The 16,988-nt window shown below is 71.6% G+C and carries 17 protein-coding genes; 9 read left to right on the top strand and 8 right to left on the bottom strand.

Annotation, left to right across the window (positions count from 1 at the left end; genetic code table 11):
- Positions 1–110: 110 nt before the first annotated feature.
- Positions 111–683 (bottom strand): Uma2 family endonuclease, encoded by a 573-nt coding sequence (locus tag ACZ53K_RS32070; RefSeq protein WP_468843565.1) that lies wholly within the window; start codon positions 681–683, stop codon positions 111–113.
- 141 nt (positions 684–824) lie between these two features.
- On the opposite strand from ACZ53K_RS32070, the gene ACZ53K_RS32065 reads away from it, so the two are divergent.
- Positions 825–986 carry a prevent-host-death family protein gene (locus ACZ53K_RS32065; protein WP_468843563.1) on the top strand — a complete coding sequence of 54 codons (162 nt, stop codon included), beginning with the start codon at positions 825–827 and terminating at the stop codon, positions 984–986.
- Positions 987–1,013: 27 nt separating this feature from the next.
- Here ACZ53K_RS32065 and ACZ53K_RS32060 read toward each other — a convergent pair whose 3' ends face one another.
- Positions 1,014–1,379, bottom strand: coding sequence for a hypothetical protein (locus tag ACZ53K_RS32060; protein WP_468843560.1), 366 nt, complete (start codon positions 1,377–1,379; stop codon positions 1,014–1,016).
- A 347-nt stretch (positions 1,380–1,726) separates the two neighbouring features.
- On the opposite strand from ACZ53K_RS32060, the gene ACZ53K_RS32055 reads away from it, so the two are divergent.
- A complete protein-coding gene (locus ACZ53K_RS32055; RefSeq protein ID WP_468843558.1) occupies positions 1,727–2,572 on the top strand; it encodes a helix-turn-helix domain-containing protein in 846 nt (281 codons plus the stop codon).
- Positions 2,551–2,751 (top strand): DUF397 domain-containing protein, encoded by a 201-nt coding sequence (locus tag ACZ53K_RS32050; protein WP_468843555.1) that lies wholly within the window; start codon positions 2,551–2,553, stop codon positions 2,749–2,751. Before ACZ53K_RS32055 ends, ACZ53K_RS32050 begins: the two co-directional genes overlap by 22 nt.
- A 62-nt stretch (positions 2,752–2,813) precedes the next feature.
- On the opposite strand, the gene ACZ53K_RS32045 is transcribed toward ACZ53K_RS32050, so the two are convergent.
- The 5 genes from ACZ53K_RS32045 to ACZ53K_RS32025 form a co-directional block, all read right to left on the bottom strand.
- Positions 2,814–5,978, bottom strand: a complete 3,165-nt coding sequence (locus ACZ53K_RS32045) for an efflux RND transporter permease subunit (protein WP_468843552.1) — start codon at positions 5,976–5,978, stop codon at positions 2,814–2,816.
- Between the two features lie 204 nt (positions 5,979–6,182).
- Positions 6,183–6,869: a response regulator gene (locus ACZ53K_RS32040; RefSeq protein WP_468843550.1), complete on the bottom strand. Its 687-nt coding sequence runs from the start codon at positions 6,867–6,869 to the stop codon at positions 6,183–6,185.
- Positions 6,866–8,203 carry a sensor histidine kinase gene (locus tag ACZ53K_RS32035; protein ID WP_468843547.1) on the bottom strand — a complete coding sequence of 446 codons (1,338 nt, stop codon included), beginning with the start codon at positions 8,201–8,203 and terminating at the stop codon, positions 6,866–6,868. The genes ACZ53K_RS32040 and ACZ53K_RS32035 overlap by 4 nt, the downstream gene beginning before the upstream one ends.
- 91 nt (positions 8,204–8,294) lie before the next feature.
- Positions 8,295–8,573, bottom strand: coding sequence for a PspA-associated protein PspAA (gene pspAA, locus ACZ53K_RS32030; protein ID WP_468843545.1), 279 nt, complete (start codon positions 8,571–8,573; stop codon positions 8,295–8,297).
- A gap of 129 nt (positions 8,574–8,702) precedes the next feature.
- Positions 8,703–9,503, bottom strand: a complete 801-nt coding sequence (locus ACZ53K_RS32025) for a PspA/IM30 family protein (RefSeq protein ID WP_365847161.1) — start codon at positions 9,501–9,503, stop codon at positions 8,703–8,705.
- Between the two features lie 304 nt (positions 9,504–9,807).
- Between ACZ53K_RS32025 and ACZ53K_RS32020 the strand changes: the two genes are divergently transcribed.
- From ACZ53K_RS32020 to ACZ53K_RS32000, 5 genes are all read left to right on the top strand, one after another.
- Positions 9,808–10,404 (top strand): DUF3043 domain-containing protein, encoded by a 597-nt coding sequence (locus ACZ53K_RS32020; protein ID WP_468843542.1) that lies wholly within the window; start codon positions 9,808–9,810, stop codon positions 10,402–10,404.
- A gap of 86 nt (positions 10,405–10,490) precedes the next feature.
- Positions 10,491–11,219: a class I SAM-dependent methyltransferase gene (locus ACZ53K_RS32015; RefSeq protein WP_468843540.1), complete on the top strand. Its 729-nt coding sequence runs from the start codon at positions 10,491–10,493 to the stop codon at positions 11,217–11,219.
- 112 nt (positions 11,220–11,331) lie between these two features.
- Complete coding sequence (locus ACZ53K_RS32010; RefSeq protein WP_468843537.1) at positions 11,332–13,143, top strand: ABC transporter ATP-binding protein; 1,812 nt, start codon at positions 11,332–11,334, stop codon at positions 13,141–13,143.
- A 15-nt stretch (positions 13,144–13,158) separates the two neighbouring features.
- Positions 13,159–14,259 (top strand): S1C family serine protease, encoded by a 1,101-nt coding sequence (locus tag ACZ53K_RS32005; protein ID WP_468843535.1) that lies wholly within the window; start codon positions 13,159–13,161, stop codon positions 14,257–14,259.
- Between the two features lie 162 nt (positions 14,260–14,421).
- The gene (locus ACZ53K_RS32000) at positions 14,422–15,105 is read left to right on the top strand and encodes a rhodanese-like domain-containing protein (RefSeq protein WP_468843533.1); all 684 of its coding nucleotides are present in this window, start codon (positions 14,422–14,424) and stop codon (positions 15,103–15,105) included.
- Between the two features lie 106 nt (positions 15,106–15,211).
- On the opposite strand, the gene ACZ53K_RS31995 is transcribed toward ACZ53K_RS32000, so the two are convergent.
- On the bottom strand, positions 15,212–15,418 hold the full coding sequence (locus ACZ53K_RS31995; RefSeq protein WP_468843530.1) for a hypothetical protein: 207 nt from the start codon (positions 15,416–15,418) through the stop codon (positions 15,212–15,214).
- 229 nt (positions 15,419–15,647) lie between these two features.
- On the opposite strand from ACZ53K_RS31995, the gene ACZ53K_RS31990 reads away from it, so the two are divergent.
- Positions 15,648–16,928, top strand: coding sequence for a bifunctional adenosylcobinamide kinase/adenosylcobinamide-phosphate guanylyltransferase (locus ACZ53K_RS31990; protein ID WP_468843527.1), 1,281 nt, complete (start codon positions 15,648–15,650; stop codon positions 16,926–16,928).
- Positions 16,929–16,988 lie beyond the last annotated feature (60 nt).

The following is a 16,988-nucleotide window of genomic DNA, read 5'->3' as shown; positions in this document are numbered from 1 at the left end:
GGGAACCGGAAGAGGGGCGGGATGGGGGTGGTTTTTTTTTCTTTCTTTTTCTCTCCTCCCCCCCCCCCCCCCCCTCCCCCCCCCCCCCCCCCGCCGCACGGCACCCAGGGTCAGGGCACGAGGCTGTCGAGGTCGATGTCGACGGGGAACGGGACGGAGACCTTCAGCCGGCCCCGGTGAATGCCGGTAGCCACATAGGCGCCGGTCATACCGTCGAGCTCGTAGGTGTGCACGGAGGGGACGCCGCCCTCGTCCTCGATGCGCCAGAAGTGGGGGATCTTCGCTTGGCCGTACTTGAAGGGCTTCAGGGACCTGTCACGGTCCGCCGATTCCTCCGCGACGGCTTCGATGACCAGGGCAACGTCTTCAGGCGCGTACCAGGTTCGGTCGGGGTCGTACGCGGCGGTGGTGACCAGGATGTCCGGCTCGGGGCGGCTCTTCCTGTCGAGCCGGACGGTCATTTCCCGCTCGGCCTCGAACCCGGCAGGAGCGGACTGCCGCAGCGCGAAGGTCAGGTTCTCCACGAGCCGGGAGTGCCAGGACCGCTGCGGCGACATCATGAAGATCAGGGCTCCGTCGATGAGTTCGGTGTGCCGCGGCGCCTGGGGAAGGTGGTCGAGATCGTCGGCTTCCCAGCCACTGGGCCTGGGCGGGATCATCCAGTCGGGGAGTTCGGCGGTCACGGCTTCCTCCAGGCGCCTCGGAAACGGCGGTCAGGGGCCTTGATCCCGGATCGCGGACGCGGTCGGACGGCTGCTGCCAGCGTAGTTGATGTGGCTCGCCCGCATCCCCCGCAGAGGGGCGCGAAGAGTACGGTTCAGCCCATGAGTGACACGCTGCCGATCGCTGTAGCCCGCGCCCCGGAGCTCGCCGACCTGGAGGACGCCCTGGCGCTGGCGCAATACCGTGCGCGACAGGGATCCGGCGAGACCGCGGCGCTCCCGCACGACGAGGTGCGCGCACGACTTGGGCTGGAGCACGGTTGACGGGCCTCGCGGTCGTTCCGTTCCGGCTCACAGATAGATCTGCCGTCGGCACCCACAGCAGAACGTTTTGCCCTCGCACCTCTCGATCGCCCCGTGCCCACAGGGCTGCACCTCTGCCAGTCGGGCACCCCGGCTGATCGCGACGCGCAGTACGTCGCGCAGCGCGCGGAGCAGCCTCCGGGGTCCGACATCGGCCGTCACCAGTTCCTCCGCCGCGTTCAGCACCCCTTCCTCCGCCTCGTCGGCGATCAAGGACAGCAGGCTCTCCGCGTCATCCGTACTGAGGTAGCACGCCTTGCCCTCGGGCGTGGTCCACGGCAGGAGGCGCAGCGGCGTACCGCATCGGTCACCGGTCATCACGCCGTCACCCCGGCGCCACGACACGTTCGCCACGTACGGAACTCCTCCGGCGACATGGCGTACGGCCGAACCAGCGCGCTCGCCTCCCCGCGCAGCATGACCTCGGGCCGCCGACGCGGTGGCCTGACGGCGGGTACGTACCGCCCGGCCCGGACGGCCGGGGGCCCGGACGCGCGGTGCCGGCCGCCTGCGGGCAGCAACCCGCCCATCAGCGCTTTGGCAGACCGCACGATGCGACGCAACATGAATTCTCGCCTTCTTCGGAACCCTTGACCACCCGGCGACTACCGTGTGCATCACCATCGTCACCGTGTGACGTGGGCCTCAACAGGGGCGTCCCGTCCCATCGTTGAGATTGGGACGGCAGAGAGGCAGAGGCCGTGAAATTCACGCCGCAGAACCTGACCCCGTACGTTTCCGCCCGCCACTACTTCGGCTCCGAACAGCGCCGCCACCGCGAGATCGCGAAACTGTCGCTGGTGCAGCTGGCGGACGTGGTCAGCTCCAGCAAGAGCACCCTGGCCCGCATCGAGACGGCGGAACTGATGCCGCCCCCTGATCTGCCACCCAGGCTGGACGCGGCCTTCGGAACGGGCATGCAGTTCCATGGGCTGTACCAGCTGGCGAAGCGGGAGGCACATCCGGATCAGTACCGGAGGTTCATGGATCTGGAGGCGCAGGTCGAGACGATCGAGAATTACGAACCGCAGGTCGTTCCTGGGCCGCTCCAGACGGAGGCGTACGCCCGGGAGTTGTTCCGCCGGCTCGACTGCTGGACCAGTGAGCAGATCGAGGAGCACGTCGCTGCCCGGATGTCTCGCCAGGCAAGCCAACGCTGCGATGCCCCTCCCTATCGGTGGGCGATCATCGACGAATCCGTGATCCGTAGGCAGGCCGGCAGCAAAGAATGCATGTACGAACAGCTGGCTTCCCTGTTGGAGCAAGCGGATACTCCACACAGTAAGGTTCAGGTCGTTCCGTTCAGCGCAGGCCTGCACAGTCTGATGGGTGGCGCACTGACTCTGTTGACGCTCCCCAACGGTTCCTCAGTGGCCTACGAAGAAGGCATCAAGGCCAGTCACCTCTACGAGGCGGCGGACGCGGTCAAACCGTGGCGCTGGCAGTACGAGGTACTGCGCGCCACCGCTCTCTCGCCAGCGGAGTCGGCCAATCTGATCCGAAAAGCGATGGAGGCTTACCAGCCATGCGAAACACCCCCAAGCTGAGCACCGCTCGCTGGCGTAAGAGCAGCTACAGCAACGCCAATGGGGGCAACTGCGTCGAGATCGCCGAAGACACCCCCGGCATCATCCCCGTACGCGACAGCAAAACCCCTCACGGCCCCATACTCACCTTCCCAACCACCGCCTGGACCGCGTTCATCGCAACGCTCAAGTCGGCCTGACGCGCGGCTCAGCCCGTCCCAGAACCTTCCTGGGACGGGCTGAATGCTGTGCGCCGGACGCGTCAGACGCCCGCCGGCTCCGGTGTGCGGGGCTCGGACTCGTCGGCTGCTCCGGCCCTTCGGGCCGATCGCTTGGCCGCCCGCCGCTCCTTCCGCAGCTCGATGATCGCGTACAGCGTCGGGACGAGCAGCAGCGTCAGCAGCGTGGACGTGATCAGGCCGCCGATCACGACGACCGCCAGCGGCTGGGAGATGAAGCCGCCGTCTCCCGTGATGGACAGGGCCATCGGGAGCAGGGCCATGATCGTGGCGAGGGCCGTCATCAGGATCGGGCGGAGGCGGTGGCGGCCGCCCTCGATGACGGCTTCGACGACGCCGTAGCCCTGGGCGCGGTACTGGTTGATGAGGTCGATCAGCACGATCGCGTTGGTGACGACGATGCCGATGAGCATCAGCATGCCGATCATCGCCGGGACGCCCATCGGAGTGCCGGTGGCGACCAGCAGGCCGAGCGCGCCGGTCGCCGCGAAGGGGATCGAGATGAGGAGGATCAGCGGCTGGATGAGGGACCGGAAGGTGCCCACCAGCAGCATGAAGACGATGGCGATGGCGGCGAGCATGGCCAGGCCGAGGGAGGAGAACGCGTCGGTCTGGTCGGCGGAGACGCCGCCGATCTCGGCGGTGGCGCCTTCCGGCAGCTTCAGGTCCTTGATCTTGGACTGGAGCTGGGCGGTGACCGCGCCGGTGTTGTCGCCGGTGGGCTTGGCGGTGACCGTCGCGGACCGGGCGCCGTCGATGCGGGTGGTCTGGACCGGGCCGGCGACCGTGCGGATGGTGGCGAGGTCGCCGAGCTTGGCGGGGCCCGCCGGGGTCGGGACGGCCAGGTCGCGCAGGGTGGCCTCGGAGGTGACCGGGTGGGCGGACTTGATGACGATGTCCCGCTCGGTGTCGTCGATCGTCGCCTTGCCGCTGGTGGTGCCGCGCACCGCCTGGGCGACGGCCTGGCCGAGGGCGGCCTGGCTGTAACCCGCCGCCGCGGCCTTCTCGTTGGCCTGGACGGAGATGCGGGGCACGCTCTGTGCGAGGTCGCTCTGTACGTCGGTGACGTGGTCGAGCCCGGCGACGGTGGCCCGTACCTGTTCCGATGCCTTCTTCAGTACGTCCGCGTCGGCGGCCTTGACCACCACGCTCAGGTCCTGGTTGCCGAAGCCGCCACCCCCGGAGGAGACGGTGGTCTCTCCGATGTCCTTGCCGAGCTTGTCGAGTTCGGCGCGGAGCTTGTCGGTGACCTTCGCGGAGTCCGCCGCGTCCTTCAGTTTGAGCTGGTACGAGGCCTGGTTGGCGCCGCTGCCGCCGCCGAAGGCCGCCATGAAGCCGGAGGGGCCGACGGTGACCTGGTAGTCCTCGACCTCGGGGATGCTGCCGAGGGCCTTCTCGACCTTCTTCGCCTGGGCGTCGGCGGCGGCCAGGCTCGTGCCGGGCTTCAGTTCCTGTTTGACGCTGAGGGTGTCCTGGTCGCCCTGGTCGAAGAAGTTGGTCTTGAGGAGGGGAGCCATGCCGAAGGTGCCGAGGAGGACGACGACGGCGATGACGACGCTGGTCACGCGGCGGCGGGTGGCGAAGCGGAGTACGGGGACGTACAGCCGCTGGAGCGGGCTGCCGCTCTCCTTGGCCTCGGCGGCGCGGCGCAGTTCCTCGGGGTCGGTGCCCTCGGGGATCTTCGGGGCGCGCAGGAACCAGTAGGACAGGACCGGTACGACGGTCAGGGAGACGAGGAGGGAGGCGAGGAGGGCGACCGTCACGGTGATGGAGAAGGAGCCGAACAGGGCGCCGACCATGCCGCCGACCACGCCGATGGGCAGGAAGACCGCCACCGTGGTGAGGGTGGAGGAGGTGATCGCGCCGGAGACCTCGCGGACGGCGGTCAGGATGGCTTCGCGGCGCTCCTCTCCGTAGCCGAGGTGCCGTTTGATGTTCTCCAGGACGACGATCGAGTCGTCGACGACGCGTCCGATGGCGATGGTCAGCGCGCCGAGGGTGAGCATGTTCAGGGACAGGTCGCCGGTCCACAGCACGATCAGGGTGATGACGACGGACAGCGGGATGGAGACCGCGGTGACCAGCGTCGAGCGCAGGCTGAGCAGGAAGACCAGGATGACGATCACGGCCATGACCAGGCCGAGGAGGCCTTCGGTGGTCAGCGAGTCGATGGACTTGGAGACCGCGGGGCCCTGGTCGGAGACGACCGTGACCTCGGTGCCCTTGCCGAGCGCGGTACGGATGCCGGGCAGTTTGTCCTTGACGGCCTCGGATATGTCGACGGCGCTGCCGTCCTGGCCCATGGTCACCGTGACGGCGAGGCTGGGCTTGCCGTTGGTGCGGGTGATGGAGGTGGGGGTGGCCGCCTCCTCCTTGACGGTGGCGACGTCACCGAGACGTACCGGCTTGCCCGCCGAGGCGCCGCCGGAGCCGCCGGGCCCGGCCGCCGGGGTGACCGTCAGGTCGCGGATCTGCTGCGCGGAGGTGAAGCCGGAGCCGACCTGGACGGTGTTGCTGCGGCCCTGTTCGGCGAACGAACCGGCGGGTACGGACGCGCCGCCCGCCTCCAGTGCCTGGCCGAGCGCCGCGGCCGTCATCCCGGCCCGGGCGAGCTTGGCGTCGTCGGGGGTGACCGCGACCACGCGGTCCCGGACGCCGTTCACGGTGACCTGGCCGACGCCGTCGATGTTCTTCAGGCCGGGCACCACGCTGCGGTCGAGCCGGCCGGCCAGCGTCTGCTCGTCCTGGTCCGTCGCGGACACGGCGAGCACGACGGCCGGAAGGTCGTCCGTCGAACCGGCCACGACCTGCGGGTCCACGTCCTTCGGCAGCTTGGCCCGGGACCGGTTGACGGCCTGCTGCACGTCGGCGACCAGCCGCTTGGAGTCGTTGCCGTAGTCGAACTGGGCCATGATGACGGCCGAGCCCTCGCTCGCCGTCGAGGTGACGCCCTTGATGCCGTCGACCGCCTGGATTCCGTCCTCCAGCGGTTCGATCACCTGCTTCTCGACGACGTCGGGCGAGGCCCCCTGGTAGGGCGCCAGGACGGACACCATGGGCAGTTCGATGGTGGGCAGGAGCTGCTGTTTGAGCTGGGGGATCGCGATGGCGCCGAAGGCGATCGCGACGATCGACATCAGCGCTACCAGGCCCCGTTGTACGAGGCTGAGTCGGGACAGCCAGGACATGGGTGGGGTCTCTCTTCTTTTCTGTACGGCGTTCCGGCGGGTCTGCACGGCGTTCCGGCGGGCGGGCACCACGGGCCCGACTAAACGATCCGCCATGCCCCGGACGCTTTTCCTCGCTCCCAGGTCGGTTTCCGCCCCACCCGCAGTACAGCGTTCGGAGTACGGCGGTCTCCACCTGCCCTGCACCCCTGGGCGTAGCAGCCGCTACTGCACCCGTGGGCGCACCAGCCCCGACTCGTACGCGATGACGACGAGCTGCGCCCGGTCGCGGGCGCCCAGTTTGGCCATCGCGCGGTTGACGTGCGTCTTGACGGTGAGCGGGCTGACCGCGAGCTGCCCGGCGATCTCGTCGTTGGACAGGCCGCCCGCGACCAGGACCAGCACCTCGCGCTCCCGGCCGGTGAGGGTGGCCAGCTCGGCGTCGCCGCGACGGCCGGGCCCGGCGTCGGGGGTGTCCTCGCCCTGGGCGAGGAATTTGGCGATCAGCCCTTTGGTGGCAACCGGTGACAGCAGCGCCTCGCCGGCCGCCGCGATCCGGATGGCGCCCAGCAGTTCGTCCGGCTCCGCGCCCTTGCCGAGGAAGCCGCTGGCACCCGCGCGCAGCGACTGCACCACGTACTCGTCGACCTCGAAGGTGGTCAGGATGACCACGCGTACGGCGGTCAGGTCCGGGTCGGCGCTGATCATGCGGGTGGCGGCGAGGCCGTCGGTGCCGGGCATCCGGATATCCATCAGGACCACGTCGGCGCCGGTGGCGCGGGCCAGTTCGTAGGCCTGGGCGCCGTCGGACGCCTCCCCCACCACCTCCATGTCGGGCTCGGAGTCGACGAGGATGCGGAAGGCGCTGCGCAGCAGTGCCTGGTCGTCGGCGAGCAGAACTCTGATGGTCATCCGGTGTCCCCCGTGCGGCAGGTGCGGGCGGGCGCTTCGGCCCGGGTGTTCTGGGTTGTCTGGAGCGGCAGGCGTACGCGTACCTCGAAGCCGCCGGACGGGCGGGGGCCGGTCTCGACCGTGCCGCGCAGCGCGGTGACCCGCTCGCGCATGCCGATCAGGCCGTGCCCGCCGCCGGGTTCCTGGGTGCGGGGGCCGTGGTCCGGGTCGGGAGTGCCGCCGTCGTCCAGGACCGTGACGGTCAGGGTGCCGGCGTCCCGCGCGATGCGGACCGTGGCGCGGGCGCCCGTACCGGCGTGCTTGTGCACGTTGGTCAGCGCTTCCTGGACGATGCGGTACGCGGTGAGGTCGATGGCGGCGGGCAGCGCGTCCGCCGGTCCCGGGGCGTCGAGCGCGACGGGCAGGCCGGCCCGTACGAAGCCGTCCACGAGCTGGTCCAGCATGCCGAGGCCCGGCGCGGGTTCGGTGGGTGCCTTCGGGTCGTCGGACTGGCGCAGCAGGCCGACGGTGGCACGCAGTTCGTCGAGTGCGGAGCGGGACGCCTCGCGTACGTGCGCCAGCGCCTGTTTGGCCTGGTCGGGGCGGCTGTCCATGACGTGTGAGGCGACTCCGGCCTGCACGTTGACCAGGGCGATGTGGTGGGCGACCACGTCGTGCAGTTCGCGGGCGATGCGCATCCGCTCCTCGGCGACGCGGCGCCGGGCCTCCTCCTCGCGGGTGCGCTCGGCGCGTTCGGCCCGTTCCCGTATGGCGGTGACGAAGGCGCGCCGGCTGCGGACCGCGTCGCCGGCCGCGGCGGCCATGCCGGTCCACGCGAAGATGCCGAGGTTCTCCTGCGCGTACCAGGGGCGGGCCCCGAAGAGCATCGCGGCGGCGGTGAGCACGACGACGGTCAGCGCGCCGACGCGCCAGGTGGTGGAGCGGTCCGTGCGGGCGGCGAGGGTGCACAGGGCGATGACCACGGCGCAGGAGACCGGGGCGCGCGATGTCTCGGTCTCCAGGACCAGTTCGAGGACGGTGCAGATGCCGGTGGCCGCCAGCACGCTGCGCGGGAAGCGGCGGCGCAGTACGAGGGTGCCGCCGGCGGCGATGGCGAGGGCCACGGTGGTGGCGGTCAGTTCGCGTTCGCCGGGCCGGGGGCCGTGCGGTCCGTATGTGCCGTACGGGCCGCACGATCCGTGCAGTCCGTGCGGGTCGGCCACCGAACCGACCAGGATCGTCACGATGACGGCGAGTGCCAGCACGACATCGCACGCGTAGGGGTGGGCGCGTATCCAGGCGAGCCGGCCGCCGCCCGGACGCGGACCGGGCTGCCCGGGGGCGAGGGGGGTCACGGGAAAACGGTAGCGCCCCGGTCCCGAGCGGGGTCCGGGGCGCTACCTGCGCTGGAGGTGGTGCGCGCCGCCCGGCGGGCCGGGCGGCGGGTCAGCCCGGGATCAGGCCGTCGTCGCTGAGCATCTGCCTGACCTCGTCGAGGCTGGCGTCCTCGGCGGGCAGGATCAGCTCGGACGGTTCCAGAGAGTCGTCGGGCAGCGGGGCGCCGAGGCGGCGCACCGCGTCCAGAAGGGCCCCGAGGGTGCGGCGGAAACCTTCCTCATCGCCGCTCTCCATCTCTTCGAGCAGCTCGTCGTCCAGCTTGTTCAGCTCGACGAAGTGCGCGTCGTCGAGCTTCACCTGCCCCTCCCCCATGATCCGTACGATCACGACGGTCTCCTTCTGGTCCGGTGCGACGGCCCGGTCCGCGACGGCGGTCCGGGCCAGTGCCGCGACCTGGTCCGATGCGACGGTCCGGTGCGGTGCGGCGGTCCCGACGAGGCTAACCGCCGCCGGCCGTCACTGCTTGTCGAAACGCGGCTGCCCGGGCTGCGCCTGCGGGGTCTGCTGCCCCTGGCCCGCCTGGCCGCCCTCGATGGCCTGCTTGTCGGCACCCGGGCCGGCCAGCTCGGCCTTCATGCGCTGGAGCTCCAGCTCGACGTCCGTACCGCCGGAGAGCCGGTCCAGCTCGGCGGTGATGTCGTCCTTGGCCATGCCGGTCGGGTCGTCGAGCGCGCCGGAGGCCAGCAGCTCGTCGATGGCTCCGGCCCTGGCCTGCATCTGCGCGGTCTTGTCCTCCGCGCGTTCGATGGCCATGCCGACGTCGCCCATCTCCTCGGAGATGCCGGAGAACGCCTCGCCGATCCGGGTCTGGGCCTGGGCGGCGGTGTACGTGGCCTTGATCGTCTCCTTCTTCGTACGGAAGGCGTCGACCTTGGCCTGCAGGCGCTGGGCGGCGAGGGTGAGCTTCTCCTCCTCGCCCTGCAGCGTCTGGTGCTGCGTCTGCAGGTCCGTGACCTGCTGCTGCAGGGCGGCCCGGCGGGAGAGCGCCTCGCGGGCGAGGTCCTCACGGCCGAGCGAGAGGGCCTTGCGGCCCTGGTCCTCCAGCTTGGAGGACTGGTTCTGGAGCTGGTTGAGCTGCAGCTCCAGGCGCTTGCGGGAGGTCGCCACGTCGGCGACGCCGCGGCGGACCTTCTGCAGCAGTTCCAGCTGCTTCTGGTACGAGTAGTCAAGGGTCTCGCGCGGATCCTCGGCCCGGTCCAGGGCCTTGTTGGCCTTCGCGCGGAAGATCATCCCCATCCGCTTCATGACACCGCTCATGGGCCTCGCGCGCCCCCTTCTGACCGAGTTACATCGGGCTTCGGCTCCAGCACATCTACAGACCCCACAGTACGGGCCCCGGTTCCATTACCGCACTGTTCGGGCCCGGATGCGCTCCTCCTGCAGGACGATCAGGGTGCCGCCGGTATCCGGCGCAAGGAGTAGGGACGGCCCTGGAAACCCACACCGCGCCCCTTTCGTACCGAATGTCCCACGCGTGGCGTCAACCACGGGCGCACGCCGTTGCCGGATCGTTCCCCATGCCGCTGTGGTCCATGCGCGGCCTACCCGTACTCTTGCGTGTGTGTTCCGAAGCCGTTCGAAGGATGAGCAGGCCGCGACCGCCAAGGTGACCGCGTCCGAGCCGAAGCAGCCCCGCGACCCGCAGGCCCCCAAGGGCCGCCCGACGCCGAAGCGCAGCCAGGCGCAGTCGCAGCGCCGTACGCGCGCGCAGACGCCGGCCAACCGCAAGGAGGCGGCGAAGGCGTCGCGTGAGGCGCGCCGCGCCGACATGGCCCGGCAGCGCGAGGCGCTGGCCAAGGGTGACGAGCGGTTCCTGCCGATCCGCGACAAGGGCCCGGTGCGCCGATTCGCGCGCGACTTCGTCGACTCGCGCTGGTGCGTGGCGGAGTTCTTCCTGCCGATGGCCGTGATCATCCTGGTGCTGACGATGCTGCGCCAGCCGGGGATCCAGAACATCGCGCTGCTGCTGTGGCTGTTCATCATCGTGCTGATCGTCGTCGACTCGTTCGTGCTGTGGTTCTCGCTGGGCAAGCGCCTCAAGGAGCGCTTCCCGAACGAGAACCACAAGGGCGCCAAGCCCTACGCCCTGATGCGCACCCTCCAGATGCGCCGACTGCGTCTGCCGAAGCCGCAGGTCAAGCGCGGAGAGCGGCCCTGAACGCAACCTCTGCGGGCTTCTCGCCCGGTGCTGAGCGATGGCTCGGCGGGCTCGGCGGACTGCGCAACACGGTCCGCCAGGAGCTGGTGGCCCGTCAGCTGGAGGAGCAGATCGCGGCACGCTTCCCCGTAGGGCAGCGGCTGCGGGTGCTCGACGTCGGCGCCGGCCAGGGCACCCAGGCCCTGCGGCTGGCCCGGGCCGGGCACAAGGTCACCGGCCTGGAGTCCGACCCGGCGATGCTGGCCGCGGCCCGTACGGCGCTGGCCGCGGAACCGGCCGGCATCCAGGACCGGATGGAACTGATCGAGGGGGACGGCCGGGACACCGGCGTGCACTTCCTCCCCGGCGCCTTCGATGTGGTGCTGTGCCACGGCGTGCTGATGTACGTGGCGGAGCCGGACCCGATGCTGGCCGGGCTGGCGCGCGTCCTGGCACCCGGCGGACTGCTGTCCCTGGTGGTGCGCAACGCCGACGCGCTCGCGATGCGGCCCGGCCTGTCCGGCGACTGGAACGCCGCCCTGGCGGCCTTCGACACGGCCGAGTACGTCAACCGCATCGGCCTGAAGGCACGCGCCGACCGCCTGGCGGCGCTGACCGCGACGCTCGACGGGATCGGCGCGCCGCTGGAGACCTGGTACGGCGTACGGACCTTCACCGACCTCGCGGCGGACGGCACTCCGCCGCCGGCCGACGGCGAGATGGAACGGCTGCTGGCCGCCGAGGACCGCGCCGGGCGCACCGACCCGTACCGCGCGGTGGCGGCCCTGCTGCACCTGTGCGGCGTACGGGGCGGGCCGGGCGGCGAGGGGCGGTAGCGGAGGAAGCGGGGGGCGTACGGGAGCGGGAAGCGGCGCGTTCGAACGGGCCGCGCGCCTCCGGGCCCTCTCCGGCGTCAGGTGACCGCCCTCCCCTTGCGTCCTGTCCTGCGTGACGCCTGCCGAGACCGCCCCCGAGGGGCCACCACCTCCGAGACCGCCCGTCCGCTCGACCTGGCGGGTGCTGTACGGCCACATCAGGCCGCACCGCCCCGCCATCGCCCTGGGCGGGCTCCTCACCCTGATCGGCGCGGCCACCGGCCTCGCCCAGCCGATGGCCGCCAAGGTGCTGGTCGAGCGGCTGGGCGACGGCGATCCGATCACCATGCTGCTGGTGCTGCTGACCGTCCTGGTGGTGGCGGGCACGGCCGCCGACGCGCTCGGCGCGTACGTCCTGGAGCGCACCGCCGAGTCCGTCGTGCTCGCGGCCCGGCGGCAACTCGTCACACGGCTGCTGCGGCTGCGGATGTCCGCGGTGGACCGCAGCAGCCCAGGTGACCTGATGTCGCGGGTCACCGCGGACACCACACTGCTGCGCGCGATCACCACCCAGTCGCTGGTCTCGGCCGGCACCGGCAGCCTCACCCTGATCGGCACGATCACGCTGATGGCCCTGCTGGACCCGGTGCTGCTCGGCGTCACGCTCACGGTCATCGCCGTGATCGGCAGCTCGCAGGCGCTGGTGCTACCGCGCATAGAGAAGGCGACGAAGCGGGCGCAGGAGGCGGTGGGAGAGATCTCCACGGCGCTGGAGCGCACGTTCGGGGCGTTCCGGACGATCAAGGCGTCCGGCGCGGAGCCGCGGGAGGCCGCGGCCATCGAGGCGGCGGCGCAGGAGGCGTGGCGCGGCGGTATACGGGCGGCGAAGTGGCAGTCCGTCGCCATGTCCTCGGTGGGGCTCGCGGTGCAGCTCGCGTTCCTGGCCGTCCTGGGCGTCGGCGGCGCGCGGGTGGCTTCCGGGACCACCGGCATCGCCACGCTGATCGCGTTCCTGCTCTACCTCTTCTACCTCATCGAACCGATATCCCGGCTGGTGGACGCCGCGGCGTCCTACCAGGTGGGGGCGGCGGCGATCGCGCGGATGACGGAGGCGGAGGAGCTGGAGACGGAGGCATCGGAGCCGGAGGCGGCCGGAGGCCGGGCCGCCGCTCCCGCGAAACCCGCGAGCGTCGCCTTCGAGCAGGTGACCTTCCGCTACCGCCCCGGCCTGCCACCGGTCCACCACGGCGTGGACTTCGCGGTGCCCGGCGGCGGGATGACGGCGTTCGTCGGCCCGTCCGGCGCCGGCAAGACCACCGTCTTCGGGCTGCTGGAGCGGTTCTACGACGCGGACGGCGGCCGGGTGCTGGTCGACGGCACCGACGTACAGGACTGGCCGCTGGACCTGCTGCGGTCCCAGATCGGCTACGTCGAGCAGGACGCACCCGTCCTGGCCGGCACGCTGCGCGAGAACCTGCTGTTCGCGGCGCCCGGCGCCACCGACGAGGAGGTGGCCGGGGTGCTCGCCAGGACCCGGCTGGACGGCCTGGTCGCACGGCTGCCGGACGGCCTGGACACCCTGGTGGGGCACCGCGGCAGCAAGCTGTCGGGCGGCGAGCGGCAACGAGTGGCGATCGCGCGAGCGCTGCTGCGCAAGCCGCGGCTGCTGCTCCTGGACGAGGCGACCTCGCAGCTGGACGCGGTCAACGAACTGGCGCTGCGGGAGACCGTCGCGGAGGCGGCCCGTACGACGACGGTGCTGGTGGTGGCGCACCGGCTCTCCACGGTGACGCTCGCGGACCGCATCGTGGTGATGGAGGCGGGACGGGTGCGGGCGGTCGGTACGCACGCGGAGCTGGTGGCGGCCGACCCGCTGTACGGGGAGCTGGCGGCGACGCAGTTTCTCGCCACGGCGCCCGATGAGGAGGCGGACCAGGCACCCTGACGGGACACTTCAGTCATGACGCCTTCACTGACCTCCCGTCACCGGGCGGCGGTCGCCGTGGCCGCGGTCCTGTGTGTGACCGCGCCGGTGGCCGGCTGCTCCGGCTCCGCCTCCGGGCCCGGCAAGGACGTCTCCTCGTCGGCCCCCGCGGCCGCCGCCACCTCCCCCGCGAAGGCGGCGGCCCCCAGCGTCAGCAACGACCTCCAGGAGGCGTACCAGAAGGTGGTCAGGGACGTCCTGCCGTCGGTCGTCCAGATCACCACCGGGGAGGGGCTCGGCTCCGGGGTGGTGTACGACGCGCGCGGCCATGTCGTCACCAACGCGCACGTCGTCGGCGAGGACAAGAAGTTCAAGGTCACCACGGCGCGCGGCAGCCGCTCCCTGAACGCGTCGCTGGTCGCCTCCTACCCGGAGCAGGACCTCGCCGTCATCAAGATCGACGACGCGCCGAAGGACCTGAAGCCGGCCGCCTTCGGCGACTCCGCCAAGGTCGAGATCGGGCAGATCGTGCTCGCCATGGGCAGCCCGCTGGGCCTGTCCGGCAGCGTCACCCAGGGCATCGTCTCGGCGACCGGACGCACCGTCAGCGAACCCAGCAGCGGCGGCGGTACGGGCGCCACCCTCGCGAACATGGTGCAGACCTCCGCCGCCATCAACCCCGGCAACAGCGGCGGCGCGCTGGTCAACCTCTCCGACCAGGTCATCGGCATCCCGACGCTGGCCGCCACGGACCCGCAGATGGGCGAGGGCGCGGCCGCCGGCATCGGCTTCGCGATCCCCGCGTCCACCGTGCGCAACATCGCCGACCAGATCATCAAGGACGGCAAGGTCACCAACTCGGGGCGGGCGGCGCTCGGCATCACCGGCCGCACCCTGGTCGGCGCGGGCTTCGAGGGCGCCGGGGTGAGCGTCGCGAGCGTCAAGGAGGACGGTCCGGCGGACCGGGCGGGCATCGAGGCCGGCGACGTCATCGTGAAGTTCGACGGGACGGACGTCCGTACGATGCAGGCCCTCTCGGAGGCGCTGGCGGGCCACAAGCCGGGCGACCGGGTGGATGTCACGGTCGACCGGGACGGCGCGCGGAAGACGGTGAAGGTGTCGCTGGGAACGATTTAGGACGCCGATCAGGCGTTCGACTGCGCGGCCCTCCTGACGACGCCGATCCACTTGCCAGTTCAGCAATTCTGCTTGCCGCTCCGCAGTGCGCGTGCGCAATCTGCAACCAGAAAGCAGCACGGCCGAAGGCGCAATCGCCTTGCAGAGCGGAGGAGGCAGTAGATGGAAAATCGCCATGTCGTCATCATTCCGATCGAGATCGGCAAGGAGAAGGAAAGCTCATATCTCGACGCCTGGCAGGACGCGGCGATGGTGATGGCCGCTCAACCCGGTTTCATCCGGACCTACATGTTCCGCACGATCGTTCCGGGGAGCACTTTCCCTCTCGTCAATGTGGCGGAATGGGAGTCCACCGCTCACTGGGAAGAGGCGATGAAGGTCTGCCCGATGATGGGACAACAGATAGCCGTCGCCCATGCCTCGAACTACGAGGCGGTCCGGACGGTCCTGCCCGCCACGCCACAGAGCCTGAGCTCCGGCGGCGCTCACCCGCCCGCCGACCTGTCCCCTGCCGAGGCACACCGTCGCGTCGTGGACGGGAAACTCACGCTGGTCGATGTCCGGGAGGACGATGAATGGGCAGCGCGCCACCCGGCCGGCGCCGTCCACGCCGCGCTCGGCACGTTGCCTGCTTCGCTGTCGGATCTGCCCGACGGCCCGCTGGCCTTCCTATGCCGCACGGGCACCCGCAGCGTGCAAGGCGGCGCGCAGGCGATCCGCGCGGGCCGGTCCTCCGTCTACAACGTAGCGGGCGGCCTTGAGGCATGGGAAGCCGCAGAGCTTCCGGTGATTCTCCCTGGCCGCGAGGGTGCGGAGACCCACGGACAGGCACGTGTGGCGTGGTGAGCGGTCAAGGAATCCCCGCCCCGGGCCTGATCAGGACATCCCCCAGGCCCTGGAACGTCCGTCGGGGCGCCGGCCGGGTCCGGCCCGGCCGGCGCCGTTCCGCGGCTCAGCCCGCGTCGGCGTGCAGGCTCATCTGGTAGATCTCGGTTCCGTCCTCGAAGAGCGTCACCTTGTCGGCGCCCCCTTCGAGGAGGTCCTTCCACACCTCGCCGATCCAGGACTCCGCGTCCCCCTGGGTGGTGAAGTCCTCCGGCTGCACCACGGGCTCCGTCTCCGTACCGTCGGCCTTCTCGAACCGCCACATCCACGCCATGTCCGCCTCCTGGGTCCCACCGAGTGCCTGCTGGTTCGCGTACCGCTGCCGCACCACGGCGCGCCGCGGTGCCGCCCTGCTCCTGTCCCCCGTGCGAGCGCCGTACGAGCGGCGTATTCCCCGCGAACGCGCGGCGTACGTCCCGCGTACGTGCTGTTCCGCAGCCTAACGGCCGTGTCGAGACGGGCCCCCGCGCGCTTGCTCGGCGCGGGCGGGAGAAAATCGGCGGGTGGAACTGACTCTCCTCGGCACCGGAGCCCCCCGCGGGCTGCCGCGCCCCGGCTGCCCCTGCGCCGCCTGTGCCTCCGCCGTCGGCGACGAGGCTCGGGCGGCCACCGCGCTGCTCGTCGACGGGGCACTGCTCCTGGACCTGACGCCGGGCCCGGCCTTCGCGGCCGCCCGCGCCGGGCACTCGCTCACCGCCGTACGGCAGGTGCTGCTCTCGCACCCGCACGACGGGCCCGCCATGGAGGTGCCCGCCGGGCTGCCGCAACCCGGACGGGTCGCGGACGGCCGGGAGCTGGCGCTGCTGGACGGGCACCGGGTGCGGGCCGTCGCCGTGGACGTGCCGGGCACCGGCTACGAGGTCGGCGGCGCCGAAGGCGAGCGGCTGCTGTACCTGCCGCCGGGCGCCGCGCCGGCCGGTGCGGTCGAGGGCGAGGGGCACGGCCGGGGCAGCCGCCCGTACGACATGGTGCTGCTCGACGTCCTGGGGCGGCCCGACGCGCTGGCGCGGCTGCGCGCGAGCGGCGCGGTGGACGCGGCGACCGACGTCCTGGGCGTCCACCTGGACCACACCGTGCCGCCCGGCCCCGAGCTGCACCGGCGGCTGGCCGCCGCGGGCGCCCGTACCGTGCCGGACGGCACGTCGCTGCTGGTCGGCGAGTACCACGCGGTGCCCGACCTGCCGCGCCGCACGCTGGTGCTGGGCGGCGCGCGCAGCGGCAAGTCGGCGGAGGCCGAGCGGCGGCTGGCCGCCTTCCCCGACGTCCTGTACGTCGCGACCGGCGGCACCCGGGACGGGGACACGGAGTGGACCGCGCGGGTCTCGGCCCACCGCGAGCGCCGACCGGCGTCCTGGCGTACGACGGAGACCTGTGACCTGCTGCCGCTGCTGGACGGCGGCGCCCGGCCCGAGGACCGTCCGCAGGACTGGCCGGGCGGGCCCGCCGCGCTGCCCGCCCCGGACGACTCGCCCCTGCTCATCGACTGCCTCGCCCTGTGGCTGACGCACGCCATGGACGAGGTCGGCGCGTGGGACGACGAGAAGTGGGCGGCGGGCGGTGAGCGGGAGCTGCGCGCGCGGGTGGACGAGCTGGTCGCGGCGGTGCGCGGCACCCGGCGTCCGGTGGTCGCGGTGAGCAACGAGGTCGGTTCGGGGGTGGTGCCGGCGACCGCGTCCGGCCGCCGCTTCCGGGACGAACTGGGGCGGCTGAACGCGATGTTCGGCGCCGAGTGCGAACACGTCCTGCTGGTCGTCGCCGGGCAGGCGCTTGCGCTGCGCGGATGACACGCGCCGGGCCGCGCCCGTGTCCTCTTGCCCGCGCCCGCGGGGGCGGGTGATCTTGGC

Source organism: Streptomyces sp. NPDC033221 (assembly GCF_055577005.1).
The sequence above is the reverse complement of the archived record's forward strand: the minus strand, read 5'-3'. Positions and strand labels throughout refer to the sequence as shown.